The organism is Streptomyces sp. NPDC030021 (assembly GCF_055574035.1).
On sequence record NZ_JBVIAH010000003.1, the window covers coordinates 308539 to 334243 of the forward strand.

Here is a 25705-nt window from a genome sequence, read left to right on the forward strand (position 1 = left end):
GAGTACGGGAGCCATCCGATGTACCGACGCTCCGCAGCGGCTGCTGTCCTGCTGGCCGCCGCCCTGACGCTGACCGCCTGCAGTTCGGGCGGGGACAAGGCCGACTCCGGCGCCAAGCCGAAGCCCCCGGCCTCTTCGTCGGCCCCCGACCCGGCGGATGCTCCGCAGCCGTCGACCGACCCGAACGCGAAGCCGACCGGCCCCGTCCTGCCGGACGCGAAGCTCACCCCGAAGACGGGCAGCTTCACGGCGGAGGAGAAGAAGTACCTGAGCGGGCGGGTCCCCGACAAGGTGGACCCGGCGTCCGTGCTGCAGGGCGGCCAGGACGCCTGCCAGCGGGTGCAGCGCACCGCGAAGCACGACAAGGACGCGGCGACCGGAGCCGTCATCACCGGCGAGATCCCGGGCGCCAAGGACGCGATCACCCTGCTGTGCCCGGACCAGAAGCCGATCCTCGCCGCGGCGGAGAAGGGCTTCCCGGAAGGCCCCCGGACCTCGCCCGCGGCGGGCAACTACCGGGCGCTCACCCAGGCCGCGAACTGCACCTGGGAGGCCAAGGGCAAGGACGGCGCCACCCTCGCCTCGGGCCCCGAGACCCCGCCCAAGGCAGGCGACAAGATCACGGCGGCGATCCCGGCCGGCACGGCGGAGTTCAACTCCACGGGCTGCTACGCCTGGATCCCCGCGTAGCCGAACCGACAACGCCCCCGAGGACCGGACTCCCGGCCCCCGGGGGCGTTTTCGTACCCCGATCCCGGGTACCCGCGCGGTCACAGTCCCGACAGCGGAAGGCGGATCCATGGGCATCGGCGGATGCATCGTCCTGATCGTGGTGGGTGCCATCCTCACCTTCGCCAGTGACTGGGAGCTGGAGAGCGTCAACCTCGACCTGGTCGGCCTGATCATGATGGCGGTCGGCGGAATCGGCCTCGCCGTGTACACGAGCATCTACAAACGCCGCCGCACCACGGGCGGCGCGATCCCGGTGGTGGACGACCACCGCCGGGACGTCATCTGACGCGGCGGGAGGTTTAGGACGGCGCCCCGGGACCGTGAACCGGTCGGTGAGGCCCAGCGCCCCGAACACCCGTCAATGGCAGGGGACTCCCCGCTGTCCGAGGCCGAGGTCCCGCACAGGTCGCACAGTTCCGGCTCGGGTTCGACGTCCTGGTCGACCGGCTCTTCGCCCTCGTCACCGTTCACACATCGCCACCGTGCGCGGCCGGTCCGGCGACGGGCAGGGGCTGGAAGGTGGATCGCGGCGCGCTGTGACGGTGTGTCTGAAGGGGCGACACGGACGGATGTGACTTGATCGTCGGGAGGTCCTGCACAGGGACCGGAACATCGAACCCTTGTCCGCGGTGCCCTGGTTTCGGCATCCCTTCCCGAGGAGTCCCGAGCGTGAGACTGAGCCTGCGATATGCAGCATCCCAACGAGGTGGAGCCGCAGCCACAGCCGAGAGGCCACTGCGCCCGGCCCTGCGTGCTGCTCTCCTGCTCGCCACGGGGATGCTGCCGGCGGCGCTGGTGGTCCCCATGGCCACGCCCGCCGAGGCGGCGCCCGTGACCGTTACCTTCAGCGCCGGCGTCAACCAGCCGTTCAACGTCCCGTCCGGCGTCACCCAGCTGACCGTCACCGCCACCGGCGCCGCAGGCGAGAACGGACCTGACGGAGGCGCGGGCGGGAACGGCGACACCGTCACCGGCACCATCACCCTGCCGTCGGGCACCACTACGCTCTACGTCAACGTCGCCGCGGGCGGGGGTGCGGGCGGCGAACCGGGGACTGCGGGCGGTGGTTCCAGCGACGTCCGCACCTGCAACTCGGCCGGCCCCGGCTGCACCCTGACCGGCGTCGCCGCCACCGACCCCCGCCTGATCGTCGCGGGCGGCGGAGGCGGCGGGGGAAGCGGCGTCAGCGGATTTCCCCCCACCACTGGGGCCACCGGAGGAAACGCCGGCAACACCGGTCAGACCGGCGGCAGCGGCGGGGGGAGCGTGGGCGGCGGGGGCGGAACCCAGACAACCGCCGGCTCCGGCGGAGCCACATGTCCCAACGGCGGTACGCCGGGCACCTCCGGGGCAGAGGGTGTCGGCGGCACCGGCGGACCCGGCTTCGGCGCAGGCGGCGGCGGCGGAGCCGGCTGGTTCGGCGGCGGCGGAGGCGGGGGCTGTGACACCCTCCAAGTCGGTGGTGTGCAGGGGCCCAGTGGTGGCGGCGGCGGATCGGACCACGTCCCGACGGGGGGTACCTCCGCACCCGCGACCGGACCGGCCGTGGTGACCATTACCTACGAGGAGGGGAACAACGGGGGAGGCGGCGGGTCGATCCTGCCCATCAACCTCAGCGGCATCCTCCCGATGTTCAACAACATCAGCATCAACAACAACATCCAGAGCCCCGGCGCCAAAAACAACACCACACAGGACTTCAACCTGACTGCACCCTGAGCATCCATCCGTCTGATGCAAAGCCAACGACAGCTCGCGGTCTGTCGGATCCGGACAGTTCCCGACCCGCTCTCTCAGCGGCGGATGCCCTCGTAGACCGGGACGAGGGTGTCCAGGACGGCGTCCATGGAGAAGGATTCCGCGGCCAGTTCGCGGGCCGACCGGGAGGCCTCGTGGTTGGCCGTCGGGTCCAGGAGGTCCAGGACGGCGGCGGAGACGCCTGCCGGGCCGGGGTCGACCGCGTGGCCGGCGCCGGTGCGGGCGATGTCGCGGGCCAGGCCGTTGGAGTGGGTCACCACCGTGGGGACGCCCACGGAGAGGGCTTCCAGTACCGACATGGGGAACGGCTCGTCCACCGACGGCAGTACGTAGACGTGGGCCCGGCGCAGTTCGGTGAGGACCTCCGCGCTGGAGAGGGCTCCCGGGACCGTGAACCGGTCGGTGAGGCCCAGCGCCCCGATCCGGGCCCGTACGGCGGCCAGTTCGCCCTCGTCCGGGCCCGCGACCACGAAGTGCGCGTCCGGGTGGGCGGCGAGGACCGCCGGGGCCGCGTCCACGAAGTCCACCGGCCGCTTACGGGCCTGCAGGCGCGCCGAGTACAGGATGCGCGGCGGGCCGCTCAGCGGGGGCCGTTCCTCCTGCGCCGGGGTCCCGTTGACCAGGCGGACCGCCTGCGCCAAGGGCGGCGCGCCGACCACCGCGTCCAGCCCCTCCCGCTCGTGCGGGGTCAGGTACAGCACCGCGTCCGCGCCGCGCAGCAGCCGGCGTACCGCCACCGCGTCCAGCACCTTGGCCAGCAGCTTCTCGCTCGGGTCCACCATGCCGTGGGTCTGCAGCACCAGCGGCTTGCCCGCCCGCAGCGCCGCCAGGGCGACCGGCAGCGTCACCAGGTCCCGGGCCAGGTGGACGTGTACGACATCGGCGTCCCGCACCAGGCGGCCGGCCGAGGCCAGCAGGGCGGGCGAGGTCATCCCGCTGAAGCCGAGGGGGAGCAGCCGGCGGGCCGGGAACAGCTGCGCCGGAACGCCTTCCACGGACGTCGGCCACTGGTCGAAGCCCTCGCCGAGCGCGAGCAGCCGCGCCTGGTGGCCGCGGCCCAGCAGTCCCTTCGCCAGGTTGAGCGCGACCCGCACCGGTCCGCCGAAGGCGTGGGAGGGGGAGTGCAGGGTGACGGCGTGCAGGACTCTCATCGCGGCACTCAATTGGGCTCCTCCACCGGGCGGCGGTGCCCGTCCTGGGTCTGCAGGGTCAGCTGGGGCAGGTCCTTGTGGACCACCGAACCGGCGCCCGCGACCGCGCAGCGGCCCACCGTGACCCCGGCGAGCACGGTCGCCCGTACCGCCACCCACGCGCCGTCCTCGACCACGATCGGGGCGTTGCGGTAGCGGAAGTCGGCGGCCCGGTGGTCGTGCGAACCGGTGCACAGCATGGCTTCCTGCGAGACGCACACGTTCGCCCCGATGGTCACCGGCTCCAGGTTCAGCAGCCAGGCGCCCTCACCTATCCAGGTGTGGTCCCCGATGTCGAGCTTCCACGGCCACAGCACCCGCACCCGGTGCCGGATGAGAACGCCCTCGCCGATCTTCGCCCCGAAGGCCCGCAGCAGCGCCACCCGCACCCGCGCCGGACAGAACCAGCTCATGAACAGCGTGTTCATCACGGCGAACCAGAGCGCCTGCGTCAGCAGTCCGCGGCCCTTGTCGTACCCGGCCAGCGTGAAGGAAGGAAGATCCCGCAACTGTCGCCCCCCATCTGCTCCCCCGGACTCCGTCCGGGGGGGACCCCCGCGCCGCCGCCTCCCAGGGCGTGGCCCGCTCAGACTAGACTGCCCGCGGACCAGGCACATCGGGTGGGGGCGGCAGTGACGACGGACATACGCAAGCCCTCCGCAACGCCGCCGAAGCCGCCCGTTCCGTCCCCCTTCGAGGACGAGAGCCTGTGGGGCCGGGCCACCCTCCCGCGCACGCTCCTCTCGCGCGCGCTGTCCGTCCCGCTCGCGCTCGGATTCACCGTCTTCCTGCCGCTGTTCGTCGCCGCCCAGACCGGCGCCGGCGTCCGCGACGCGGCCTTCTGGCTCCAGCTGCTGCTCACCATGTACGCGGGCGCCCGGCTCTCCGCGATGGTCCTCACCAGCCGCCGCAAGCTGCTGCAGGGCTCCTTCTGGCTCTTCGTCTACATGGCCATGGGTGTGGCCCCGCTCGCGCAGGCCGTCCTCGGCCAGGTCCCCACCCCGGTCGTCGGCCCGCGGACCGACCTGACCGTCGCCATCGGGCTCGTACTGCTCGGCTGCACGGCCTTCGACGTCGGCGTGCTGCTCGCCCGGCACCGGCCGGCCGGGCGCGCGGGCGGCTCCCAGAAGGAGTCGAAGCCCGTCATGGCGCACCGGCGCCGGCTCCAGCTCCTGACGATCCTGTCGTTCCTCTGCAGCGCCGTCTTCATCGTGAAACTGGGCGGCCCGGCGGTCTTCTTCTCCAGCCGCCAGGAGATCATCGCCGGCATCGAGGAGGCGGGCGTCTCCAACGGCGACGGCCAGGCGGGCCAGGCCCTGCTGCGCGGCTTCGGCACCGTACCGGCCCTGCTCGCGCTGCTCCTGTACACCCGCTGGCTGATCACCTCGAAGTTCGCCCGCCGCAAGGTGTCGATCATCGTCACGTGGGCGGCGCTGGCCGGCCTCAACCTGATCGTCAACAACCCGATCTCGAACCCGCGGTACTGGTTCCTGACGGTCATGTTCGCGCTGCTGTTCACCGTCTTCCCGGTGAGCGCGGCGATGTACCGGGTCGCGTTGTCCATGGCCGTCGTCGTCGCGCTCCTCATCTTCCCGTTCGCGGACCGCTTCCGCTACGACGAGAAGAACTACCGGCCGGTCGAGACCACGTCCTTCCTGGAGCCCATGGCCCTCAAGGACTACGACCAGATCGGCATGTTCGCGAACACCATCACCTTCTCGAACTCCGGCCCCGGCCACTACTACGGACGCCAGCTCGCGGGATCGGTCTTCTTCGCGGTGCCGCGCGCGGTGTGGCCCGGCAAGCCGCGGGACACGGGCGTGATGGTCGGCCAGTGGATGGGCACGGTCAACACCAACCTCTCCTCCCCGATCTGGGCGGAGCTGTGGCTGGACTTCGGGCCGCTGGGCATGGGGGCGGGGCTGCTGGGCATGGGGTACGCCTCGGCCCGCGTCGACCGGCGCTACGCGAAACGGGCCACGCGCAGGAGCCCGCCGGGGAGCCTGATCTCGGTGGTGGTCCCGCTGGTCGCGGGCTACTCGTTCATCCTGCTGCGCGGACCGCTCCTGCAGGCGTCGGGGCGTGTGGCGATCGCGGCCCTCTGCCTTGCGCTGGTCGCGACCTACCGCACGGACAAGTCCACCACTTTGCGCTAGCCGCAGCGCTGGTGCGGGGTGCCGCCCGCACCTCGTCCGCGCCACCGCTTCCCGGGGCTCCGCCCCGGACCCCGCGCCTCAAACTCCCTCAGCTACCGCTGGGAGGTACCCCCTGGCGGGGCTGTATTTCAGCCCGTCCGGCGTTTGAGGACCGGGTCCGGGCGGAGCCCGGTACTCCAGCCCCGCCGGCGTTTGAGGCGCGGGTCCGGGCAGGGCCCGGGATCAGGCCGCAGCCGCAGCCGCGGGCTCGCGCGAGCCGGCGGCGGCCGGGAGGCGGGTGACGCGCCACCAGGCGGCCAGGGCCTTCAGCGCCGAGCCGGCCGCCAGGCCCCACGCGGCGCCCGCTACCCCCCACACCGCGTACCCGCCGAGCAGCAGCCCCACCGACAGCAGCGAGAAGACCACCTGCAACGACAGCGTGGCCTTCGGCGCGAGCACCCGCAGGGTCAGCAGCGCGCACGTGCCGAGCCCCATCACGGCGTACTGCGCCCCCGTGGCCGGCAGCAGCGCCGACGCGCCCGCCCAGGTGTCGCCGAGCAGTGCCCGGCCCAGCCGGTCCGGCAACAGGTACAGGGCCGCGGCCCAGCCCGCGCCGACCGCCGCCAGTACGAGTCCCAGCGTGGCCGTGGCCCGCACCGTGGCCCGATTGCCGCCGAGCCGCCCGAGCACCGGCGGCCCGAAGGCGTTCGCGGAGTTGAACAGCACGTTCAGCGGCCCGAAGAGCGTGGTCGCACCCCGCAGCGCGCCGACGGCCAGCGGCGTCGCGAAGACGCCGAGGCCCAGGACCGCGAGCTGGCTGGAGCCGTTGCCCACCGCGAACTCGACCACGAACCGCTGCCCCAGGTGACCCCGCCGCAGGTACGGCCGCAGGTCGGCGCGGGCACCGCGCACGTACGGCCGCAGCAGCCAGAGCCCCACGCCCAGCGCCGGCAGCGCGGAGAGCCCCCACGCGAGCACCAGCCGCCCCGCCGAGGCCCCTTCGGGCTGCAGGGCCAGCGCCGCGACCACGCACACCAGCCGCAGCACGTCGGCGGCCAGCGCCCGCTGCGGGGCGCGCAGCGCGGAGAAGCAGTACCGCAGGCCGTCCTGGAGGAGCACCAGCGGCAGTACGAGGCCCAGCGCGAGGAAGGCGGTCCCGGTGGCCCCGGGGAGCGCGAGGCCCACCACCAGCAGCAGCGCGCCCACGGCGGCCGACGCGGCCGCGGTGAAGCCCACGGCCGAGCGGCACTCGGGGCCGAGCCTCCCCCAGACTTCGTCCGGGGGGACCCCCTGACCCCTCTCCAGGACCAGGCTCTGGCCGACGTAGGCCATGTTCAGTCCGAGGAGCACGCTGAAGGTCACGTACACCATGGAGAAGTCGGCGAACCCGGACGCCGAGGACAGCCGGGCGGCCAGCACCAGCACCAGGATGTTCGTGGCGCTGGACGCGGCCTGGTCCAGGACCGACGCGACGGCGGCGAGGCCGCGTCGGCTCATCTGCGGCCCATGCGGACGGTGCGCAGCGCGACGGTGTCGGTGCCGTCACCGGGGATGTGTTGTTCGGGCTCGGCCACTTCGTACGGGATCGGCTGGGGCTGCGGCACGGACCGCCCGGGCTTCGAGGAGGTCCCGGGACCCCCGGCGGGGCCGGTGGCGGCCGGGCCGGCCTTGTCCTTGCCGCGGCCGCGCTTCTCGCCGGGCAGCGGCGCGTGCAGCACCGCGCCGAGGACGGTGCCGCCGGCGCCGCTGATCAGCTCGCGGATCCGCGACAGGTCGGTGCGGTGCACCGCACGCGGGTCGCAGACGACCAGGACGCCGTCGACGCGGTCGACGAGGGCCAGGGCGTCGGCGTAGGAGAGCACGGGCGGAGCGAGCACGACGACCGTGGAGTTGGGGGAGTCGGCCTCGGAGATCAGCCGGGTGGCGCGGGCCGAGGTCAGCGAGCGCGGGACGTTGCGCGCCCGCTCGCCCGGGATGAGGTCGAACGTTCCGGACTCCCCGGCGTCCACGACGAGTTGGCGTCCGTCGGGCCATTCGGTGTCCGAGTGACGGCCGCCCTGGTTCGGGCTGCCCGGGGTCTGGCTCCAGCGCGGCCTGCCGCCGGCGTCCGTCGGCAGCTGGCTGGCCAGGACCGGGGTGCGCAGGTCGGCCTCGATGAGGAGGACGTCCTTGCCGGTCTCCGCGAAGGAGGCGGCGAGGTTCACGGCCACGGCGGCGGCGGTCTCGCTGCTGCCGCGCGGGGCGACCACGAGCAGGCGGCGCCGGTCGGCGAAGCGGGAGTCGTAGGCGAGGCGGAAGGCCACCGAGCGGTACTCCTCGGCGAGCCGGGGATCGGCCTCGCCGGCGGCGAGCAGCGGTCCGCCGCCCGTCCGGTCCCGGGGCAGGTAACCCAGGACGGGGGCGCGCAGTGCCCGGGCGACGTCGCCCTCGGAGCGCGGGGCCGGATCGAAGACGAGGCGGACCCAGGCGGCCAGCAGGCCGAGTGCGAGTCCGACGGCCGCACCGAGTGCGAGCGACATGACGATGCCGGGGCCGTCGGCGGCGGTGGGCGCGGTCGCCGCGCTGGTGACGCGGCCCGGGGTCATGTCCAGGGCCTCAAGCTTGGTGATCTTGGTGTTGTAGCCGCCGACCTCGCTCTGCAGGTCGGTCTTGGAGGAGCTGGCGGCGTCGCGTCCGGCGCCGGCCGGCATCCGGGCGATCTCCTTCGACAGCTCGTCGAGCTGCTTGGCGATCGGATCGCGCTGCTCCTTGTACCCCTTGACCATCTTGTCGCGGGTGGCGTCGAGGGCCTCCTGCCGTTTCAGCAGGTACGCCTCGGTCATCGTGTTGGCGCGCTTGGCGGCCTCCTTGGGGGAGTCCGCCGTGTACGTGAAGCGCAGGACCATGGTCTGCGGCGGGTTGGTCACCTGCAGACCGCTGCGCAGGGCGGCGAAGCCGGACGCGCCCACGCCGAGCTTCTTCGCCGCCTCGTTGGCTATGGAGGAGCTGAGCGCGACCTGGCGCTCCGAGCCGATGTTGATCGCCTTGTCCGGGGCGAGGCTCGGGTTGAACGGGTCGTCGGTGGGTGCGCGCAGGACGACGTCGGCGGTCGCGACATAGGTGTCGGCCGTGGAGATGCCGAGGTAGACGCCGCCCAGCAGACCGATCCCGATGCCCGCGCCGATGAGCCTGCGGTAGCGCAGGAGCTGCCGGAACTGGTCTCTGAGGAGATCGGGTTCGTCGTCGGCCGGTGCCGCTGCAGGGCGGTTCGTCTCGATCACGGCCGGGGTCCCCCAAGTGCTTCGTCTATCAGTGCGTCGATGCGGGCCAGGCCCGCTTCGCGGCTCAGATGGGCCGCCACGTGGCGGGGTCCGGCCGCTCCCAGTGCGTCCGCGCCTTCCGGGTCCTCGGCCAGGGCCCGTACGGCCTTCAGCAGGGCCTCGGGGTCCTCCGGCGGTACGAGCACCCCTGCGCCCGAGCGTTCCACTTCCTGCGCGGTCCCGCCCTCCGCGGCCACGGAGGCGACGACGGGCCGACCGGTCTGGAAGTACGAGGTCAGCTTCGACGGGACGCTCATGTCCAGCACGGCGGCGTGCTGCGTGACCGCGAGAACGTCCGCCGCCGCGAGGATATCCGGGAACTCACCGTCGGCGGCAGGGGGGATGATGTCCAGATTCGGCACATCCGATGCGAGATCGGACAGAGCCGCCCGCTGACTGCCGTCGCCCATCAGGACGAACCGGACGCTCGGATCCAGCCGGGCGGCGCCGACGAGGACTTCCAGGCCCTGCTTGAGGCCCATGTTCCCGGAGTGCAGCACGACGGTCTCGCCGGGGGCCCAGCCGAGGTGGTGGCGGGTCTCTCCGCGCGGCTTGGTGGGCACCGGCACGTGCGACCAGTTCGGGACGAGGCGGATCTTGTCCGGGTCCACGCCCATGCCGACGACCCGGTCCACGAAGGTCTCGTGGATGACGCCGACGAGGGTGGCGCGCTTGAGGGCGTAGGCCTCGGCGCGGCCGGCGATCGCGGCGGCCTTGTCGCCGCCGCTGATCCCGCTCTGCGCGGCGGCGGCGCCCATCAGGTCCTGGACGACCGGGATGTACGGGACCTTCCAGCGGGCCGCGAGCCGGGCTGCGAGCACTCCGCCGGCCAGGCTGGGCATCTGGGCGAGGACCGCGTCGGGCTTGGGCATCCGGGGCGGGGCCACGGCACCGTGCAGCAGAATCGATCCTTCGAAAAGGGCCCGCTTCACGGCGGTCTGACGCGGCGGCACGGTGTGCGCACGCCGGTGCACGGTGACACCCGCGCGCTGTTCCGTGCGCTGGAACGCCCCCTTGTACTCGGGTTCGAGCGACCATGCCGGGTAGTGCGGCATGCCCGCCAGCACGTGCGTCTCGTGACCGAGATCCGCCCAGTGCTCCGCGATCTGGGTGGCGTACGGGCCGATCCCCGCGTGCTCCGGAGCGTAATTGGTGGAAACCAGCAGCATGCGCCGCTGTCCGGATCTGGACACCGTGCGTCCCCTCTTCCCCTGGATGATGCGCACGTCACCCTATTCGTTCACCCGCGCGGTGCGGAACGTGCACGCTATTGTCTGCTAATCCGCTACACCGGGGGGTGTGGCTGCTGGGGGTAAATGATGACGGAGCGCGACATGTCCGACCTTGCTGCGCCTGCGCGCAGGCCGTATCGAGTCGGCTACGCGCCCGGCGCCTACGATCTGTTCCACATCGGGCATCTCAACATCCTTCGGCACGCCCGGAGTCAGTGCGACTACCTGGTCGCCGGAGTGGTCTCGGACGAGATGGCCGAGCTCGCCAAGGGGCGCCGCCCGATGATTCCGCTCGTCGAGCGGCTGGAGATCGTGCGCAGCGTGAAGTACGTCGACGCCGCCTTCGTCGAGACGGTCCCCGACAAGGTGGAGACCTGGAAGCAGGTCCGCTTCGACGTCATCTTCAAGGGCGACGACTGGCGCGGCACGCCCAAGGGCGACCGGCTGGAGAAGGACTTCGCCGCCCACGGCGTGGACGTCGTGTACTTCCCCTACACCGTGCACACGTCCAGCACCCAGCTGCGCCGGGCACTGGACGCGCTCGCGGAACCGGCCCAGGCGCCGGGCCAGGTCACCGGCGAACGGCGCTGAGCTCCCGGAACCACTTCGCGAGGAACGCCAGCAGGAACAGCGCGGCGACCACGCCCAGTCCCGCGTACGCCCAGACGAACAGCTTCCCGCCGCCGAGCAGCAGGAACACCAGGCAGAACACCCCGTAGTCCACGGGCAGCAGGGCCACCGCGCGCGCGGTCGACGGCGCGGCCGCCGGGCTGCCGGGGGCCGGCTTGGGCTTCAGCTTCTCGGTCAGCAGCCCACCGAAGAAGGTCACCACCGCGGCGAACTGGAAGCCCAGCGGCACCAGAAGCCAGCCGTCCGCGCCCGTCCCGTACGCGTCGGGGAAGCGGTAGAAAGCGATCAGCACGCAGGAGTGCAGGGCGGTGAGCTTGGCGGCGTCCACGACGTGGTCGAGCCATTCGCCGGCCGCGCTGCCGCCGCCGCGCAGCCGGGCGAGCTGCCCGTCGGCGGAGTCGAAGGCGAAACCGACGGCGAGGGCGGCCCACACCGCGATCCCCAGCCCCCACGAGGGGGCGGACAGTGCGACCGCGGCCACGGCGGCGAAGCTGAAGGCGGCACTGATCAGCGTCACCTGGTTCGGGGTGAGCCCCAGCGCGTACGAACCGGCGGCCAGGTACCGCCCGGCGGGCCGGTTGACGAACCGGGAGTAGAGCGACACCCCCTTCGCCGACTTCTGCGCCCCGCGCAGTTCCTGCAGCGCGGTCGTGACTCTGCCCATGCAGGGACCCCCTCCGAGACGATGTCGAACACATCATCGCAGTACGAACGAGGGAGCTGGTTCCGGATGTCGGGTACGTCCGGAACCAGCAGCACGGACCGGGCCGGTCCGCCGTTCAGCTCACCACCCTCAGCAGCAGCACCGACCGCGCCGGGACCGTCAGGGCCTGCCCGCCGCGGTGCCGGGTCCGGGGAGGATCGGACTGGTCCTCCAGGGAGGTGTCCAGGACGACCTCGTACACCTCCGCCCAGGGGGCCCCCGGCAAGGCCCATTCCACCGGCCGGTCCCCGGTGTGCAGCAGGGCGAGGAAGCTGTCGTCCGTCACCTGCCGGCCCCGCTCGTCACGGCCCGGGATGTCCCGCCCCGACAGGTACATCCCCAGCGAGGAGGCCGGCGCGTACCAGTCCCGCTCCGTCATCTCCGCGCCCGCCGGGGTGAACCAGGCCAGGTCCCGCAGCCCGTCCGCGCCCTGCGAACGCCCGGAGAAGAACGCCCGCCGCCGCAGCACCGGATGGGCGTGGCGCAGCGCGATCAGCCGGGAGGCCAGGGCGAAGAGCGACTGCCAGGCCGGATCCTCCAGCAGCGACCAGTCCACCCAGCCCGTCTCGTTGTCCTGGCAGTACGCGTTGTTGTTGCCGTGCTGCGTCCGCCCGAACTCGTCCCCGGCCACCAGCATCGGCACGCCCGTGGACAGCAGCAGCGTGGTGAGCAGGTTGCGCAGCTGGCGGCGGCGCAGCACGCCGATCCGGGTGTCGTCGCTCTCGCCCTCCGCCCCGCAGTTCCACGACCGGTTGTCATTCGTCCCGTCCCGGTTCGCCTCCCCGTTCGCCTCGTTGTGCTTGCGCTCGTACGACACCAGGTCGCGCAAGGTGAAACCGTCGTGCGCGGTCACGAAGTTCACCGAGGCGTACGGCCGCCGCCCGCCCCACGCGTACAGGTCGCTGGAGCCCGACAGCCGGTAGCCGAGATCCCGTACGTCGGGCAGCGCACCCCGCCAGAAGTCCCGTACGGCGTCCCGGTAACGGTCGTTCCACTCCGTCCACAGCGGCGGGAACGCCCCCACCTGGTAGCCGCCCGAGCCCACGTCCCACGGCTCGGCGATCAGTTTCACCCGCCGCAGCACCGGGTCCTGGGCGATCACCGCGAGGAACGGCGACAGCATGTCCACGTCGTGCATCGACCGGGCCAGCGCCGCCGCCAGGTCGAAGCGGAAGCCGTCCACTCCCATCTCGGTGACCCAGTAGCGCAGCGAGTCGGTGATCAGCCGCAGCACGTGCGGGCGCCCCGCGTGCAGGGTGTTCCCGCAGCCCGTGTAGTCGGAGTACCGCCGCTGGTCGGACTGGAGCCGGTAGTAGCCCCGGTTGTCGATCCCGCGCAGCGACAGCGTCGGGCCCAGCTCGCCCGCCTCCGCCGTGTGGTTGTAGACCACGTCGAGGATGACCTCGATCCCGGCCGCGTGCAGGGCCCGGACCATCCGCTTGAACTCCCCGACCTGCTGCCCGGCCGTACCGCTCGCCGAGTACGCCGCGTGCGGGGCGAAGTAGCCGACCGAGTTGTAGCCCCAGTAGTTGCGCAGCCCCCGGCGCAGCAGATGGTCCTCGTGCGCGAACTGGTGCACCGGCAGCAGCTCGACCGCCGTCACCCCCAGCCCCGCCAGGTGCTCGATCGCCGCCGGGTGGGCCAGGCCCGCGTAGGTGCCGCGCAGTTCCTCGGGAATACCCGGATGGCGCATCGTGAAGCCGCGCACGTGCAGCTCGTAGATCACCGAATCGGCCCACGGGGTCTTCGGCCGGACGTCGTCCGCCCAGTTGTCGTCGTCGTGGACGACCACGCCCTTCGGGACGAACGGCGCGGAGTCCCGGTCGTCGCGCACGGTGTCCGCGATGTACTGCTGCGGCCAGTCCCGGACGTGCGCGTACACCTCCGGGGGCAGGGTGAAGTCCCCGTCCACGGCCCGCGCGTACGGGTCCAGGAGCAGCTTCGCCGGGTTGTAGCGGGCGCCCGTCCAGGGATCCCATCGGCCGTGCACCCGGAATCCGTACCGCTGCCCGGGGCGTACGCCCGGCACGAACCCGTGCCAGATCTCGTGCGTGTGCTCCGTCAGGGTGCAGCGGGTCTCGGCGCCGGCCTCGTCGAAGAGACACACCTCCACCGCCTCCGCGCCCTGCGCCCACAGGGCGAAATTGGTGCCCGCGGTCCCGTCGGGACCGTGATGGAACCGGGCCCCCAGCGGATGCGAGGACCCCGGCCACACCGGCGCCCCCGGGCGCGCGTGCACCCGTAACACCTGGCCCCTGACCTGGCCGTTCGGCCGCTCCTTCAGTCGGCCGTCGATCTGCGGTACGGGCGCGGCCCGGCCGCTCCGCACCGCTTCCGCGGCATTGCTGACGGCTTCCACCGCCTCCTGCTCGGCTGCGCTCGACACTGCCCGCCTCCACGGCTCCTGGGTACCGGCGGGGGTAGGGGAGAGTGCGGCCCCGGCGTCCCGGCCTGGGCCCGCCCCCGTCTGGTCCTTCACACTGTTCTGCCCGGACAGTTCTGCCCGGAACGTGGCCCGCGCTCACGTTTCCCCCGCAGCGCCCGGTCGTTGGAGGGATCGTGACACTTCTGACGAGGCGGGCAGGGGCGGGATTGGCCGCCGTGGCGGCATGGGCGGGCCTGCTGGGCGGCCTGGCCGGATGCACCCAGGACGGCAAGGCCCCGGTCGAGATCCAGCTGCCCGGCAAACCCCGCTCGCCGGACGAGGCCATCCGCATCACCCCCGACGACAACGCGAAGGGGGTCCCCGCGGACGGACGGCTGTCGGTCACCGTGCCCGAGGGCCGCCTGGAGCGGGTCGTCGTCACCAAGGTGGAGGACGCGCAGCAGGAACAGGTCCCCGGCGCCATCGCCGACGACGGGCTCAGCTGGAGCCCCGACCCCGCGTCCGGACGGCTTGCGCTCGCGGCCAAGTACACCGTGGACGCCGTCGCCCTCGATGGGCACGACCGCCGCCAGGCCCGCCACACCACCTTCACCACCTTCGTTCCCGAGGAGCGGTTCATCGGCTACTTCAAGCCCGAGAACCGCTCGACCGTCGGCACCGGCATGATCGTCTCCTTCCGGTTCAGCCAGGCGATCGAGCGCCGCGCCGAAGTGGAGCGGGCCATTTCCGTCACCTCCGACCCGGGCGTACAGGTCGTCGGCCACTGGTTCGGGCGGGAGCGGCTCGACTTCCGGCCCAAGGAGTACTGGAAGTCCGGCACCAAGGTCACCATGAAGATGGACCTGCGCGACATCGAAGGCGCGCCCGGCGTGTACGGCATCCAGGACAAGACCGTCAGCTTCACCGTCGGCCGGTCCCAGATCTCCACCGTGGACGCGGCCGAGCACACCATGGAGGTCCGCCGGGCCGGGCAGCTGGTGTCGACCGTGCCGATCAGTGCCGGGGCGCCCAAGACCACCACCTACAACGGCAAGATGGTGGTGATGGAGATGTTCGACGTCACCCGCATGAACGGTCAGACCGTCGGCTTCGGCGGCGAGTACGACATCCCCGACGTCCCGCACGCCATGCGGCTCACCTCCTCCGGAACCTTCCTGCACGGGAACTACTGGTCCAGCCCCGACACCTTCGGCACCACCAACGTGAGCCACGGCTGCGTGGGCCTGCGCGACGACAAGGGCGGCGGCTCCGACACCCCGGCCGGCTGGTTCTTCGACCGGACCCTCGTCGGGGACGTGGTGCAGGTCGTGAACTCGCAGGACAAGACGGTCGCCCCGGACAACGGGCTGGGCGGCTGGAACATGTCCTGGGCGGACTGGGTCGCCGGCTCCGCCATCGCCTGAGCACGCCAGGGGGTGTCTTGCCGATCGCGCCGCGAGCCCGGCCTGATCGACGAGACACCCCCTCGGGCGGCCCCGCCCGGGAGGGTGATCACTGTGATCGAAATGCCGTAGCGCAGAGTGTCCCCGCCGCGCCCCGCCGAAGCCTGCCCCGAGCCTGTCAGGGCACATCAGGGCAGCAGTCCTCGGAGACCACCGTCACCCTGCCCGGCATCAACGGGCGCTTCTTCACCACCGGCTCCGTCACCCATGGCAGCAGCACGACCGGGGGCGGCGGTCAGGAGTTCCACTCCTACCCCTTCAACGGCGATCTGCCCGAGTGTGGCGGCCCGGCCCCGGTGACCGGCACGGTCTCGGTGCTCAAGCGGGACGCGGGGACGGGCGCGGCGCTGCAGGAGGCACGGTTCGAACTGTGGCGGGAGACGAACGGGAGGGACGGCCTGCAGGACACCGCTCCGGGCGCCGACACCCTCGTCGCCGAGTGCACGACGCCGGCCTCCGGCATCTGTGAGCGGACCAGCGAACCCGGCACGTACTACTGGCGCGAGACCGGGGCGCCGCCCGGCTACGACCTGGACGAATCCGTCCATGAGCTGACCCTCACCGCCGCGAACGCCTCGGCCGGGGTCCGGTACGAGGCCGGCAACCGGCGCACCCCCGAGCCGCCGGACGCAGCCCAGGTGGTGCTGCGCAAGACCGACCGGGCCACCGGCCTCCCGCTGTCGGGCGCGCAGTTCGAGCTCTGGCGGGAGAGCAATGGCTCCACCGGCCTCCAGACGGACCCGGCGGGCGGCGACACCCGTCTCGACGGGGCCTGCGTGACGGACACCCGGGGCACCTGCACGGTGGAGCTGCCGATCGGGCACACGTACTACTGGAGGGAGACCGCCGCCCCCGTCGGGTACGAGACCCCGGCCGACCCGGCCACCCGGTTCGACCTGGACCGGGGTGACGTGGCGGACGGCATCGTCGTCGACGTCGCGAACATCCCGGTGAGCGAGGAGTACGAGGGCTCGATCCGGGTCGTGAAGCAGGACGCCCGGACCAAGCAGCCGCTGCGCGGCGCGGTCTTCGAGCTGTGGCAGGAGACCAACAACACCCCGGGCCTGCAGACGCGCGGCAGCAACGCCGACCGCCGGGTCGCCCCGGGCTGCACCACCGACCGGACCGGCGTCTGCACCTTCGGCCCGCTCCCCGAGGGCTGGTACCACCTGGTCGAGACGGCGGTCCCCACTGGCTACGTACTGCCCGCCGACCGGGTCACGGGCCCGCTGCGCCTCGACATCGGCACCCCCGGCCGGCGCGTCGTGGTCACGCTGCGGAACAAGCCGGTCGACCACGGCAAGAACGACCACGGGAAGGGCAAGCACCCCAAGCACCCGAAGGGTGACCACGGCAAGGGCAAGCACCCGAAGCAGCCGAAGCACCCGAAGGGTGACCACGGGAAGGGCAAGCACCCGAAGCACCCCCAGCACTCCAAGCACCCGAAGCACTCCAAGCACTCCAAGGGCCCCCGGGCCTGACTCCTCGGCGGCCGCCCCCTCGGGATTGGCCTGATCACCTACACTGCCCCCGGTCACGGGGGCGGCCGCCGCGGCACTTCTCCGGGCAGTTGGGACGGAACGGTGACAAGACCGTGGCTCATCGTGATCTCTCCCTGTGATTACCTGTCAACAAGCGCGCGACAGTCCGCGCGCGGGGGACATGGGGAGAACACGAGTGAACCTGCAGCCGATACGCGGCCGCGCCCGCACCGGCCTGCCGGCCCTTCTGCTGGGGGCGGCCCTGCTGTTCACCACCGCGTGCAGTGGCAGTGGCGGTGGTAACGGCGGCGGCAGCGGTGGCGACAACGCCGGGGGTGGCGGCAAGACCGGTACCGAGGCCTCCAAGGCGGTCGTCAGCGTCAAGCCCGACGACGGGGCGAAGGAGGTCGCGACCAGCGGCGTCCTGAAGATATCGAGCACGGGCGGCAAGCTCAGCACGGTGACCGTGGCGGACACCAAGGGCAACGCGGTCGAGGGCAAGCTCGCCGACGACGGCGCGAGCTGGGAGCCGGCCCGCCACCTGGCCTCCGCCACCGAGTACAAGGTGCACGCGGTCGCCAAGGACGAGGCCGGCCGGGAGTCCGCCAAGGACACCACCTTCACCACCCTGACCCCGACGAACACCTTCGTGGGCCACTACACGCCCGAGGACGGCGCCACCGTCGGCGTGGGCATGCCGGTCTCGATCAACTTCACCCGGGGCATCACCAACCCGGAGGCCGTCGAGAAGGCCATCACGGTCACCGCCGAGCCGGCCGTCCAGGTCGAGGGCCACTGGTTCGGCAACGACCGCCTCGACTTCCGCCCCGAGAACTACTGGGCCGCGGGCACCAAGGTCACCGTGAAGCTCGCCCTCGACGGGGTCGAAGGCCGCCCCGGCGTCTACGGCAAGCAGACCCGTACGGTCACCTTCACCGTCGGCCGCTCGCAGGTCTCCACGGTCGACGCGAGCACCAAGCAGATGGAGGTCGTCCGTGACGGCCAGGTGTTCAAGAACGTCCCGATCACCGCGGGCGCCCCGTCGACGACCACGTACAACGGTCAGATGGTCATCAGCGAGAAGTACAAGGTGACCCGGATGAACGGCGCGACCGTCGGCTTCGGCGGCGAGTACGACATCGCCGACGTCCCGCACGCCATGCGCCTGTCGAACTCCGGCACCTTCGTCCACGGCAACTACTGGGCCTCCTCCGGCACCTTCGGCTCGGCGAACGTCAGCCACGGCTGCGTGGGCCTGCGTGACGAGCGCGGCGGCGGCGACCCCGACGCCCCGGCGGCCTGGTTCTTCAACGAGTCGCTGATCGGCGACGTGGTCGTCGTGAAGAACTCGAAGGACAAGCAGATCGCCCCGGACAACGGCCTCAACGGCTGGAACATGCCGTGGGCGGAGTGGATCAAGTAGTACGCCGCCTACGCGGTGAGGGCCCGGTGCTGTGACCCACAGCACCGGGCCACTTCGCGTTAACCGGCGCTAACCTGGCCCGTATGACCCTCTCTCTCGAAGTCTCCGAAGGCGTCGGCACCATCCGCCTGGACCGGCCGCCCATGAACGCCCTGGACATCGCCACCCAGGACCGGCTGCGCGAGCTCGCGGTGGAGGCGACCGACCGGGCGGACGTGCGCGCGGTCATCATCTACGGCGGCGAGAAGGTGTTCGCGGCGGGCGCGGACATCAAGGAGATGCAGACGATGGACCACGCGGCGATGGTCGCCCGGTCCCGCGCGCTCCAGGACGCCTTCACCGCCGTCGCCCGTATCCCCAAGCCCGTCGTCGCGGCCATCACCGGCTACGCGCTGGGCGGCGGGTGCGAGCTCGCGCTGTGCGCCGACTACCGGATCGCCGCCGACAACGCCAAGCTCGGCCAGCCCGAGATCCTGCTCGGCCTGATCCCGGGCGCGGGCGGCACCCAGCGGCTGTCCCGGCTGATCGGACCGTCCAAGGCCAAGGACCTGATCTTCACCGGGCGCATGGTCAAGGCCGACGAGGCGCTGACCCTCGGCCTGGTCGACCGGGTGGTGCCCGCCGCCGAGGTGTACGAGCAGGCGCACGCCTGGGCCGCCAAGCTGGCGCAGGGTCCGGCGATCGCGCTGCGCGCCGCCAAGGAGTGCGTGGACGCGGGTCTGGAGGCCGACATCGACACCGGTCTCACCATCGAACGCAACTGGTTCGCGGGCCTGTTCGCCACCGAGGACCGCGAGCGCGGGATGCGCAGTTTCGTCGAAGAGGGCCCGGGCAAGGCGAAGTTCGTCTGAGCCGAAGCCTGGGCCGAGGACCCCGGTCCTCCCTGTGGGTGGATTAGCCAGGCCTTAAGGCAGCCTTAAGGAGAATGAGTGATCCACTCGCTGTGATCACTTCCGTGCGGCGTGTCACCGCAGGTCAAGGTATGCGCCGAGGCCCTCCGATTGCCTGCCGCATATGACAGAACACCCCCTTGGAGTTGTTGAATCCGGGGGGTGTTTTCCCGTGGAACGGCCCGGGAGGGCGGGTCGGCCGTCCATGATGGGTGCATGGCGGGCCTGGAGGGTGTGGAACAGCCGCGGCAGCGCGGCAGCGCTTCGGCGGTACGGCTCACGGCGGCTGTTGAGGACGAACAGGGTCTCAAAGCGCTGGAGTTGTACGGAAATCCGGCCGAGGCCGAAGTGACGCTGCCGTCCATGCCGGAGTCGGCGAGCACCGCGCGCCGGCTCACCCAGTGCGTGGTGGTCCGCCTCTGGGGCCTCTCGCCGCAGATCGCCGAGCATGCCGTCCTGCTGGTCTCGGAGCTCGTGGGCAACGCGGTCCGGCACACCGGGGCCCGCTCCTTCGGCTTACGCATGCTGCGGCGCCGCGGCTGGATCCGGGTGGAGGTGCGCGATCCCTCGCGCGGACTGCCCTGCCTGATGCCGGTCCACGAGATGGACACCACCGGCCGGGGTCTCTTCCTCGTCGACAAGCTGTCCGACCGCTGGGGCGCGGACCTGCTGCCGCGCGGGAAGATCACCTGGTTCGAGATGCGGGTCGCCGACCGCCAGAACGCCTGACGACCCGGAGCGCCTGCCCCCCGGAACGCCTGCCCCCCCCGGAACGCCTGAAGCCCCCGTGCGCCGAGTGGGGCGGTGTGGGGGCTTCATGGGTGCGCCGAGGATCTAAGGGGGTGTGATCCTCGGCGTGGCGACTTCGCTCGGGTCAATGGGAAGTCGTGGTTCCGACTATGGCAGACGAGGGCCCGAACGCCAAAAGTCCCTACTTGGACATAAGTGGGCAAATAGTAAGACTTTCTAGCTAAATCCTAGGTGAGGTGAGCCACTCACCTCGTAATCCATGAATAAATATCGACTGCTCTGTGTAAATCGTTGATCACATAGCGACCCGACCACCCGCTTGGCCCCTTTGGGCGACCGTCCTGAATTGGGTCAATCGTTATCTTCTGGGTCATCCACCTCTTAAATGGGCAGGTGCTCTCACAACCAGGCCGCCGCGCGGCCCTGCGTGCGGCCCTGCGCGCGGCCGCTCTCGGGACGGCCGGCTCCGCCGCGGCCGGCCTGACCGCCGCCTGCGGACCGGGTCGGCCCGCCACCGCGCCCTCCGGGCCGCCGCCGGGTCCGGCCCGGCCGGCCCGCCCGGCACAGGCGGCCCCGGCCGCCGCCCCGCGCCGGTTCGCCGGGCAGCCCGTCGAGATCGGTCACGGTCCGCGCGACCGCCCCCGTGTCGCCCTCACCTTCCACGGCAACGGGGACCCCGCCATCGCCCGGGCGGTGCTGGCCGCGGCCGAGAAGGGGGGCGCGCGGGTCACCGTACTGGCCATCGGATCCTGGCTCGACGCACACCCGGAGCTGGCCCGGCGCATCCTCGACGGCGGTCACGAGCTCGGCAACCACACCCAGCGCCACCTCGCGATCAACGGCATGCCCGAGGCGGAGGCCTACGCCGAGATCACCGGCTGCGCCCAGCGGCTCAAGCGGCTCACCGGCTCCATCGGTACCTGGTTCCGGCCCTCCCAGACCCAGTACGCGACCCCCCTCGTCCAGAAACTGGCCCAGCGGGCGGGCTACCCGCACGTCCTCTCGTACGACGTGGACTCCCTCGACTTCACCTCGCCCGGTGCCGCGGCCGTCATCCGCACCGTCACCGGGACGATCCGGCCCGGATCGGTGGTGAGCCTGCACTTCGGCTACGCGGACACGGTCGACGCGATGCCTCCCCTCCTCGAAGAACTCGCGCGCCGCGAACTGCGCGCGGTGACCACCACGGAGCTGCTGACCCCATGACGACCACCCGCCTTCCCCGGACTGCCGGCGTGCTGCTGGCAGGTCTGGTCCTCGCTGCCCTGGCCGGCTGCGGATCAGCCGGCAAGGAACCCGCCGAGGCGCTCGGCACCAAGGGCCCGGCCAAGCCCGTCAAGGCGGCGCCGGCCGCCCCGCCCGGTCTGCCCGGCATGCCGCCCGTGCTCGATCCGAACGACGTCTACGCGGCGGACCGGCCGAACAAGCTCTCCCCCGTGGTCAAGGACTTCCCGTCCCGCGTCTACGTGCCGAACACCAACTCCAACACGGTGTCCGTCATCGACCCGACGACCTACCGGGTCATCGACACCATCCCGGTCGGGGTCCAGCCCCAGCACGTGGTCCCCTCCTGGGACCTGAAGACCCTGTGGGTCAACAACAACCGCGGTCACACCCTCACCCCGATCAACCCGGCCACCGGCGAGGCCGGAAAGCCGGTCGAGGTGCACGACCCGTACAACCTGTACTTCACGCCGAACGGCAAGTACGCCATCGTCATGGCCTCGATGGACAAGGAGCTGGTCTTCCGCGACCCGCACACGATGGACCGGGTGAAGACGGTGCCCGTGACCTGCTACGGGGTCAACCACGCGGACTTCTCCGCCGACGGGCGCTACTTCATCGTGAGCTGCGAGTTCTCCGGCGAACTCCTCAAGGTCGACACCGAGCGCATGGAGGTCGTCGGCCAGCAGAAGCTGCCGTTCGAGGGTGCGATGCCGCAGGACGTCAAGGTCTCCCCGGACGGGAAGACCTTCTACGTCGCGGACATGATGGCGCACGGCATGTGGGTACTCAGCGGGGACAAGTTCGAGACCCCCAAACTGCTGCCCACCGGGAAGGGCTGCCACGGCCTCTACGTGAGCCGCGACTCCAAGGAGATGTACGTCTCCAACCGGGGTGAGGGCACCGTCTCGGTCTTCAACTTCCCCGAGAACAAGCTCACCAAGAAGTGGACGCTGCCGGACGGCGGCAGCCCCGACATGGGCGGGGTCTCCGCCGACGGCAAGGTGCTGTGGCTGTCGGGCCGTTACAACTCCGAGGTCTACGCGCTCGACACGCAGACCGGCAAGCAGATCGCCCGGATCCCGGTGGGCGGCGGACCGCACGGACTCGCCGTGTACCCGCAGCCCGGCCGCTACTCCCTCGGCCACACCGGCATCTTCCGCTAGGCCCCGCAGGGCCGGACGCAGCGGTGCCCCGGAAGCTCGCACAGCTCCCGGGACACCGCAGTCCATGCGCCGGACCACGGGCTACCAGGCGATGGGAAGCCGCTCCGGAAGCCGCTTGATGAAGCCCGTACGCCAGACGAGGTTCTCGGAGGGCACCGCCAGCCGCAGCCCGGGCAGCCGGTCGACCAGCACCTCCAGCGCGATCTCGGCATGGGCCCGGCCCAGCGCGGACGCCGGGCAGAAGTGCCGGCCGGCGCCGAAGGCGAGGTGGGGGTTGGCGCTCTCGCGCTCCAGGTCCAGCTCGTCCGGACGCTCGAAGGCCTCCGGGTCGAAGTTGGCCCCCTCCAGGAGGACGAGGACGAGCTCACCCTCCTTCACCAGCACCTCCCCGACCTGGATGTCCGCCAGGGCGATGCGCGGGAGGCCGTCGCCGACGGACAGGTTCCAGCGCAGCAGCTCCTCCACCGCCCCGGCCATGCGCTCCGGGTGCCGGCGCAGGTACCCGATCAGCTCGGGCCGCTGGAGCAGTGCGAGCACCGCGAGCGTGAGGAACGCGGAGGTGGAGACCGCGCCCGCACCGAAGAGGGAGGCGGCGACCGTCGCGAACATGTCGTCGGGCAGGTGCGCCGACTCCGGGTCCGCCTCCCTCAGCCCGGCGAACCTGCCGAGGAGCCCCGTACGCTCCTCGGGGGCCAGCGCGAGCTGGTCGTTCAGCCGGTCGGCGAAGTAGCCCACGTCCTTGTACCAGTTGAGGGCGGAGTCGGCGAACGGCTCGCGCGCGGTCATGAACGCGACGTCCAGGCCCGACATCAGCCGGAGCCGGTCCTCGAAGGGCACCCCCAGCACCTGGCAGTGCAGCGCCGCCGAGAACGGGTCGGCGAAGCCCGCCCGGAGGTCGGCCGGGCCGCCCTCCGCCACGAGCGCGTCGACGAGCTCGCCGGCCCGGGCGCGCAGCAGGTCCCGAAGCCCCTTCTGGCGGGGGTTCAGCGCCTTCATCACGGCGTTGCGCAGTCCGGCACTGTTGATGTTGCCCATGTTGTCGACGACCTCGGGCGGGATCGTCAGCGCGTACTGGCGCGGGACCCCGGCGTTCGCCGTGTCCTTGAGGCTGAAGCGCTCGTCCTCCAGTACCTGCTTGGCCAGCGCGTAGCTGCTCACCAGCCAGGCCGGGTCCCCGGTGAGGGTACGGACCCGGGCGACCGGCGCCTTCTCGCGCAGCCAGGCGCACTCCTGCGGGAGCACGTCACCGCGCCGGGAGAGCGGGAAGTCCAGGAGCGGCCGCTCCGCGGTCCCCGGGCCCTCAAGCTGCTCGACGCTCATCGGCGGTCCTTTCGGCCGGTGCGTGGTCCGCGGTGCTCCCGGGTGCGGTGGCCTCGGGCCGTACGACGGCGTACGCCTGGTTGCGGGTCGCGCGCAGGCCCCCGCCGCGTGCGAACAGGACATCGGTCAGCGGCATCCTGACGTGGTAGGCCGCCACCGAGGACGGCACGTCGAGAATGCTCGGGGTGTCCACGAAGAACGGCAGCTCGGCCGCCATGTAATCGAAACAGACGCGCAACTGCTCGGCCGTGATCGATTCACCTTCCGGCAACTTGGAGCCGACGAAATGCAGGGCCATTTCCTCGCAGCCCTTGCGGAATTCGTCGTCGGTCTCCAAGAAATGCAGGACACGTCGGTGCAGTAGTTGGTAGACGGGGTTCGGCTGGAATTCGGAAAGTGCCCGGACGTGGATTTCGACCTGTGGAGGTCCTGATTCCGTCACGCCCCTGAGGATCCGCCGGCGGACCGCCTTGATCTCTTTTGCCGCGCGCTTCTCCGCGTGCTCCCGGGTGTGGCCGAAGGCGGCGAACATCCGGTCCACGTGGAGGTCCGCGTAGACGAAGTCGACCTGTGCGAAACGGGTCGTGGCCCATCGGGCCAGGCCGGCGATGCGGTCGGCGCTGAAATAGCTGTTTCCGGGACTCACGCCGATGAGCACATGGTCGCCGTCTTCCCAGATATGTCGGCAGGTGCGGGTGAAGGGCAGAACTTCGAATGATGCGTCAGCTGTGATCATCATCTGATTGATCGCCCTTGTTGCCACTTGTCCCTGGGAGCCCTGCGCTCCTGGTGTGGCGGCAATGTCAGTACGTTATGCCGTGGCCCCGGAGTGTGACAAGTGGAATCTTGATCTGTTTGGTCGGAATTATCGATTCCGTATTACGGGGCGGTAATTGAAATCGTTTCTGCCGCTCGAACGGGACCCGAGGCGGGCGCGGGCCGGGACGGCCGCTACCCTGGGCCGGTCAACAAGGCATCAAGAAGGAGTGGACCCAGTGGCGGACATCGAGAGCGCACGGACGACGTTCGGCAAGTTCGACGTGAACGGTGACGGCTTCGTCACGGCCGACGAGTTCAAGGCGGCCATGGCGGCCATGGGCGACCCGTTCGTCACCGGCCCCGTCGCGGACGCCGTGATCGCCGCCAAGGACACGAACGGCGACGGCCTGCTGAGCTTCGACGAGTTCTGGGCCTCCCTGAACAAGTAGTCCCTCCGCTGCCGCCCCGCCCCGGACCGCCGGAGCGGGGCGGCAGCGTGCGTCCGGCGCCGGACGCCGGCCACCGGGCCCGGCGTGTCAGGCCTGCGGTCCGGACATGTCCTCGACCTCGCCCAGGGCCTCCTCCAGCCAGTGCAGCCAGAACGTCTCCAGGGCGATCCCGCCGTGCAGCACGAGCCGCCGCAGCCGGTCCTCCACGGCGTCCCGCCCCGGCGGGAAGTCCTTCTCCTCGATGGCCTCGTACTGCGCGAGCTGGCGCCGGTGCAGCTCCAGATGGCGCCGCAGCTCGGGACCGAGCCCCTGCGGCCCCACGACACCCGCCGCGCGGATCCGCAGCAGCAGCGGGTCGCGCATCGGCTTGGGGTCCTGGCTCTCGCCGACCCACCGGGCCAGCTCCGCGCCGCCGGCGGGCAGCACCTCGTACTCCTTCTTCTGCCCGCGCACGGGCACCTCGCTCGGCAGCTCCCGGATCAGCCCGGACTCCTCCAGCCGCCCCAGCTCGCGGTAGATCTGCTGGTGCGTCGCCGACCAGAAGTACCCGATCGACTTGTCGAACCGCCGGGTCAGCTCCAGCCCGGACGAGGGCTTCTCCAGCAGGGCGGTGAGGATGGCGTGCGGCAGCGACATGGCGCCATCCTAGGTTTGCGGCGGCGCCGGCCCCGACGCCGCCTCCGCAGGGCCGTCCCCGGACGGGCGCGGCCCGCTGGCGGCGCCGGCCCGCCGTGGC

Annotated in this window: 23 protein-coding genes; 13 read left to right on the top strand and 10 right to left on the bottom strand. The window is 71.5% G+C overall.

The features are described from left to right. Positions 1–18: 18 nt before the first annotated feature. From ACZ4YL_RS07465 to ACZ4YL_RS07475, 3 genes are all read left to right on the top strand, one after another. Positions 19–690, top strand: coding sequence for a hypothetical protein (locus tag ACZ4YL_RS07465; RefSeq protein WP_468114469.1), 672 nt, complete (start codon positions 19–21; stop codon positions 688–690). A gap of 109 nt (positions 691–799) precedes the next feature. Beyond that, positions 800–1018: a DUF6458 family protein gene (locus ACZ4YL_RS07470; RefSeq protein WP_301366384.1), complete on the top strand. Its 219-nt coding sequence runs from the start codon at positions 800–802 to the stop codon at positions 1016–1018. Positions 1019–1401: 383 nt separating this feature from the next. Further along, the gene (locus ACZ4YL_RS07475) at positions 1402–2451 is read left to right on the top strand and encodes a hypothetical protein (protein ID WP_468114471.1); all 1050 of its coding nucleotides are present in this window, start codon (positions 1402–1404) and stop codon (positions 2449–2451) included. Positions 2452–2525: 74 nt separating this feature from the next. Here ACZ4YL_RS07475 and ACZ4YL_RS07480 read toward each other — a convergent pair whose 3' ends face one another. Both ACZ4YL_RS07480 and ACZ4YL_RS07485 read right to left on the bottom strand, forming a co-directional pair. Next, the gene (locus ACZ4YL_RS07480) at positions 2526–3641 is read right to left on the bottom strand and encodes a glycosyltransferase (protein ID WP_468114473.1); all 1116 of its coding nucleotides are present in this window, start codon (positions 3639–3641) and stop codon (positions 2526–2528) included. Positions 3642–3649: 8 nt separating this feature from the next. Further along, complete coding sequence (locus ACZ4YL_RS07485) at positions 3650–4189, bottom strand: WcaF family extracellular polysaccharide biosynthesis acetyltransferase (protein WP_468114475.1); 540 nt, start codon at positions 4187–4189, stop codon at positions 3650–3652. Positions 4190–4312: 123 nt separating this feature from the next. On the opposite strand from ACZ4YL_RS07485, the gene ACZ4YL_RS07490 reads away from it, so the two are divergent. Continuing rightward, the gene (locus ACZ4YL_RS07490; protein WP_468114477.1) at positions 4313–5836 is read left to right on the top strand and encodes a hypothetical protein; all 1524 of its coding nucleotides are present in this window, start codon (positions 4313–4315) and stop codon (positions 5834–5836) included. A 222-nt stretch (positions 5837–6058) separates the two neighbouring features. Here the strand turns inward: ACZ4YL_RS07490 and ACZ4YL_RS07495 are convergent, their stop codons facing one another. From ACZ4YL_RS07495 to ACZ4YL_RS07505, 3 genes are read right to left on the bottom strand one after another with little or no spacing between them, the layout of a single operon-like run. Then, positions 6059–7312 carry an MATE family efflux transporter gene (locus ACZ4YL_RS07495; RefSeq protein WP_468114479.1) on the bottom strand — a complete coding sequence of 418 codons (1254 nt, stop codon included), beginning with the start codon at positions 7310–7312 and terminating at the stop codon, positions 6059–6061. Further along, entirely contained in the window at positions 7309–9075 is a 1767-nt protein-coding gene (locus ACZ4YL_RS07500) for a lipopolysaccharide biosynthesis protein (protein WP_468114481.1), read from the bottom strand. Before ACZ4YL_RS07500 ends, ACZ4YL_RS07495 begins: the two co-directional genes overlap by 4 nt. After that, positions 9072–10283 (bottom strand): glycosyltransferase, encoded by a 1212-nt coding sequence (locus ACZ4YL_RS07505; protein WP_301374474.1) that lies wholly within the window; start codon positions 10281–10283, stop codon positions 9072–9074. Before ACZ4YL_RS07505 ends, ACZ4YL_RS07500 begins: the two co-directional genes overlap by 4 nt. Positions 10284–10448: 165 nt before the next feature. Here ACZ4YL_RS07505 and ACZ4YL_RS07510 point away from each other — a divergent pair, with 165 nt between their 5' ends. Continuing rightward, on the top strand, positions 10449–10937 hold the full coding sequence (locus tag ACZ4YL_RS07510; protein ID WP_109781589.1) for an FAD synthase family protein: 489 nt from the start codon (positions 10449–10451) through the stop codon (positions 10935–10937). Here the strand turns inward: ACZ4YL_RS07510 and ACZ4YL_RS07515 are convergent. Continuing rightward, complete coding sequence (locus tag ACZ4YL_RS07515; RefSeq protein WP_468114483.1) at positions 10918–11640, bottom strand: CDP-alcohol phosphatidyltransferase family protein; 723 nt, start codon at positions 11638–11640, stop codon at positions 10918–10920. The genes ACZ4YL_RS07510 and ACZ4YL_RS07515 overlap by 20 nt on opposite strands. A 115-nt stretch (positions 11641–11755) precedes the next feature. Further along, the gene (glgX, locus tag ACZ4YL_RS07520; protein WP_468114485.1) at positions 11756–14065 is read right to left on the bottom strand and encodes a glycogen debranching protein GlgX; all 2310 of its coding nucleotides are present in this window, start codon (positions 14063–14065) and stop codon (positions 11756–11758) included. Positions 14066–14280: 215 nt separating this feature from the next. Here glgX and ACZ4YL_RS07525 point away from each other — a divergent pair, with 215 nt between their 5' ends. The 7 genes from ACZ4YL_RS07525 (at position 14281) to ACZ4YL_RS07555 (ending at position 22441) form a co-directional block, all read left to right on the top strand. Further along, positions 14281–15468, top strand: a complete 1188-nt coding sequence (locus tag ACZ4YL_RS07525; RefSeq protein ID WP_468114487.1) for a L,D-transpeptidase — start codon at positions 14281–14283, stop codon at positions 15466–15468. Between the two features lie 335 nt (positions 15469–15803). Continuing rightward, positions 15804–16988, top strand: coding sequence for an MSCRAMM family protein (locus ACZ4YL_RS07530; protein WP_468114489.1), 1185 nt, complete (start codon positions 15804–15806; stop codon positions 16986–16988). A gap of 196 nt (positions 16989–17184) precedes the next feature. Continuing rightward, a complete protein-coding gene (locus ACZ4YL_RS07535) occupies positions 17185–18411 on the top strand; it encodes a L,D-transpeptidase (RefSeq protein ID WP_382537676.1) in 1227 nt (408 codons plus the stop codon). A gap of 83 nt (positions 18412–18494) precedes the next feature. After that, complete coding sequence (locus ACZ4YL_RS07540; protein WP_030009108.1) at positions 18495–19262, top strand: enoyl-CoA hydratase/isomerase family protein; 768 nt, start codon at positions 18495–18497, stop codon at positions 19260–19262. A gap of 255 nt (positions 19263–19517) precedes the next feature. Next, on the top strand, positions 19518–20030 hold the full coding sequence (locus ACZ4YL_RS07545) for an ATP-binding protein (RefSeq protein WP_301366375.1): 513 nt from the start codon (positions 19518–19520) through the stop codon (positions 20028–20030). Positions 20031–20444: 414 nt separating this feature from the next. Further along, positions 20445–21257, top strand: coding sequence for a polysaccharide deacetylase family protein (locus ACZ4YL_RS07550; protein ID WP_468114491.1), 813 nt, complete (start codon positions 20445–20447; stop codon positions 21255–21257). Further along, entirely contained in the window at positions 21254–22441 is a 1188-nt protein-coding gene (locus ACZ4YL_RS07555) for a YncE family protein (RefSeq protein WP_468114493.1), read from the top strand. The genes ACZ4YL_RS07550 and ACZ4YL_RS07555 overlap by 4 nt, the downstream gene beginning before the upstream one ends. An 81-nt stretch (positions 22442–22522) precedes the next feature. On the opposite strand, the gene ACZ4YL_RS07560 is transcribed toward ACZ4YL_RS07555, so the two are convergent. Both ACZ4YL_RS07560 and ACZ4YL_RS07565 read right to left on the bottom strand, forming a co-directional pair. Continuing rightward, positions 22523–23761 carry a cytochrome P450 gene (locus ACZ4YL_RS07560; protein ID WP_468114495.1) on the bottom strand — a complete coding sequence of 413 codons (1239 nt, stop codon included), beginning with the start codon at positions 23759–23761 and terminating at the stop codon, positions 22523–22525. Continuing rightward, positions 23742–24500, bottom strand: a complete 759-nt coding sequence (locus ACZ4YL_RS07565; RefSeq protein ID WP_468114497.1) for a tRNA-dependent cyclodipeptide synthase — start codon at positions 24498–24500, stop codon at positions 23742–23744. Before ACZ4YL_RS07565 ends, ACZ4YL_RS07560 begins: the two co-directional genes overlap by 20 nt. A 256-nt stretch (positions 24501–24756) precedes the next feature. Here ACZ4YL_RS07565 and ACZ4YL_RS07570 point away from each other — a divergent pair, with 256 nt between their 5' ends. After that, positions 24757–24969: an EF-hand domain-containing protein gene (locus ACZ4YL_RS07570; RefSeq protein ID WP_030763906.1), complete on the top strand. Its 213-nt coding sequence runs from the start codon at positions 24757–24759 to the stop codon at positions 24967–24969. A gap of 87 nt (positions 24970–25056) precedes the next feature. Here the strand turns inward: ACZ4YL_RS07570 and ACZ4YL_RS07575 are convergent, their stop codons facing one another. Next, entirely contained in the window at positions 25057–25605 is a 549-nt protein-coding gene (locus ACZ4YL_RS07575) for a PadR family transcriptional regulator (protein WP_314244189.1), read from the bottom strand. Positions 25606–25705: the final 100 nt, after the last annotated feature.

Excerpts from the sequence above, each read along its gene's own strand:
- ACZ4YL_RS07515 (WP_468114483.1), bottom strand. The coding sequence starts at position 11,640 with ATGGGCAGAGTCACGACCGCGCTGCAGGAACTGCGCGGGGCGCAGAAG.
- ACZ4YL_RS07575 (WP_314244189.1), bottom strand. The coding sequence starts at position 25,605 with ATGTCGCTGCCGCACGCCATCCTCACCGCCCTGCTGGAGAAGCCCTCG.
- ACZ4YL_RS07540 (WP_030009108.1), top strand. The coding sequence starts at position 18,495 with ATGACCCTCTCTCTCGAAGTCTCCGAAGGCGTCGGCACCATCCGCCTG.
- ACZ4YL_RS07545 (WP_301366375.1), top strand. The coding sequence starts at position 19,518 with ATGGCGGGCCTGGAGGGTGTGGAACAGCCGCGGCAGCGCGGCAGCGCT.
- ACZ4YL_RS07555 (WP_468114493.1), top strand. The coding sequence starts at position 21,254 with ATGACGACCACCCGCCTTCCCCGGACTGCCGGCGTGCTGCTGGCAGGT.
- ACZ4YL_RS07470 (WP_301366384.1), top strand. The coding sequence starts at position 800 with ATGGGCATCGGCGGATGCATCGTCCTGATCGTGGTGGGTGCCATCCTC.
- ACZ4YL_RS07560 (WP_468114495.1), bottom strand. The coding sequence starts at position 23,761 with ATGAGCGTCGAGCAGCTTGAGGGCCCGGGGACCGCGGAGCGGCCGCTC.
- ACZ4YL_RS07480 (WP_468114473.1), bottom strand. The coding sequence starts at position 3,641 with ATGAGAGTCCTGCACGCCGTCACCCTGCACTCCCCCTCCCACGCCTTC.
- ACZ4YL_RS07505 (WP_301374474.1), bottom strand. The coding sequence starts at position 10,283 with ATGCTGCTGGTTTCCACCAATTACGCTCCGGAGCACGCGGGGATCGGC.
- ACZ4YL_RS07565 (WP_468114497.1), bottom strand. The coding sequence starts at position 24,500 with ATGATGATCACAGCTGACGCATCATTCGAAGTTCTGCCCTTCACCCGC.
- ACZ4YL_RS07510 (WP_109781589.1), top strand. The coding sequence starts at position 10,449 with ATGTCCGACCTTGCTGCGCCTGCGCGCAGGCCGTATCGAGTCGGCTAC.
- ACZ4YL_RS07495 (WP_468114479.1), bottom strand. The coding sequence starts at position 7,312 with ATGAGCCGACGCGGCCTCGCCGCCGTCGCGTCGGTCCTGGACCAGGCC.
- ACZ4YL_RS07465 (WP_468114469.1), top strand. The coding sequence starts at position 19 with ATGTACCGACGCTCCGCAGCGGCTGCTGTCCTGCTGGCCGCCGCCCTG.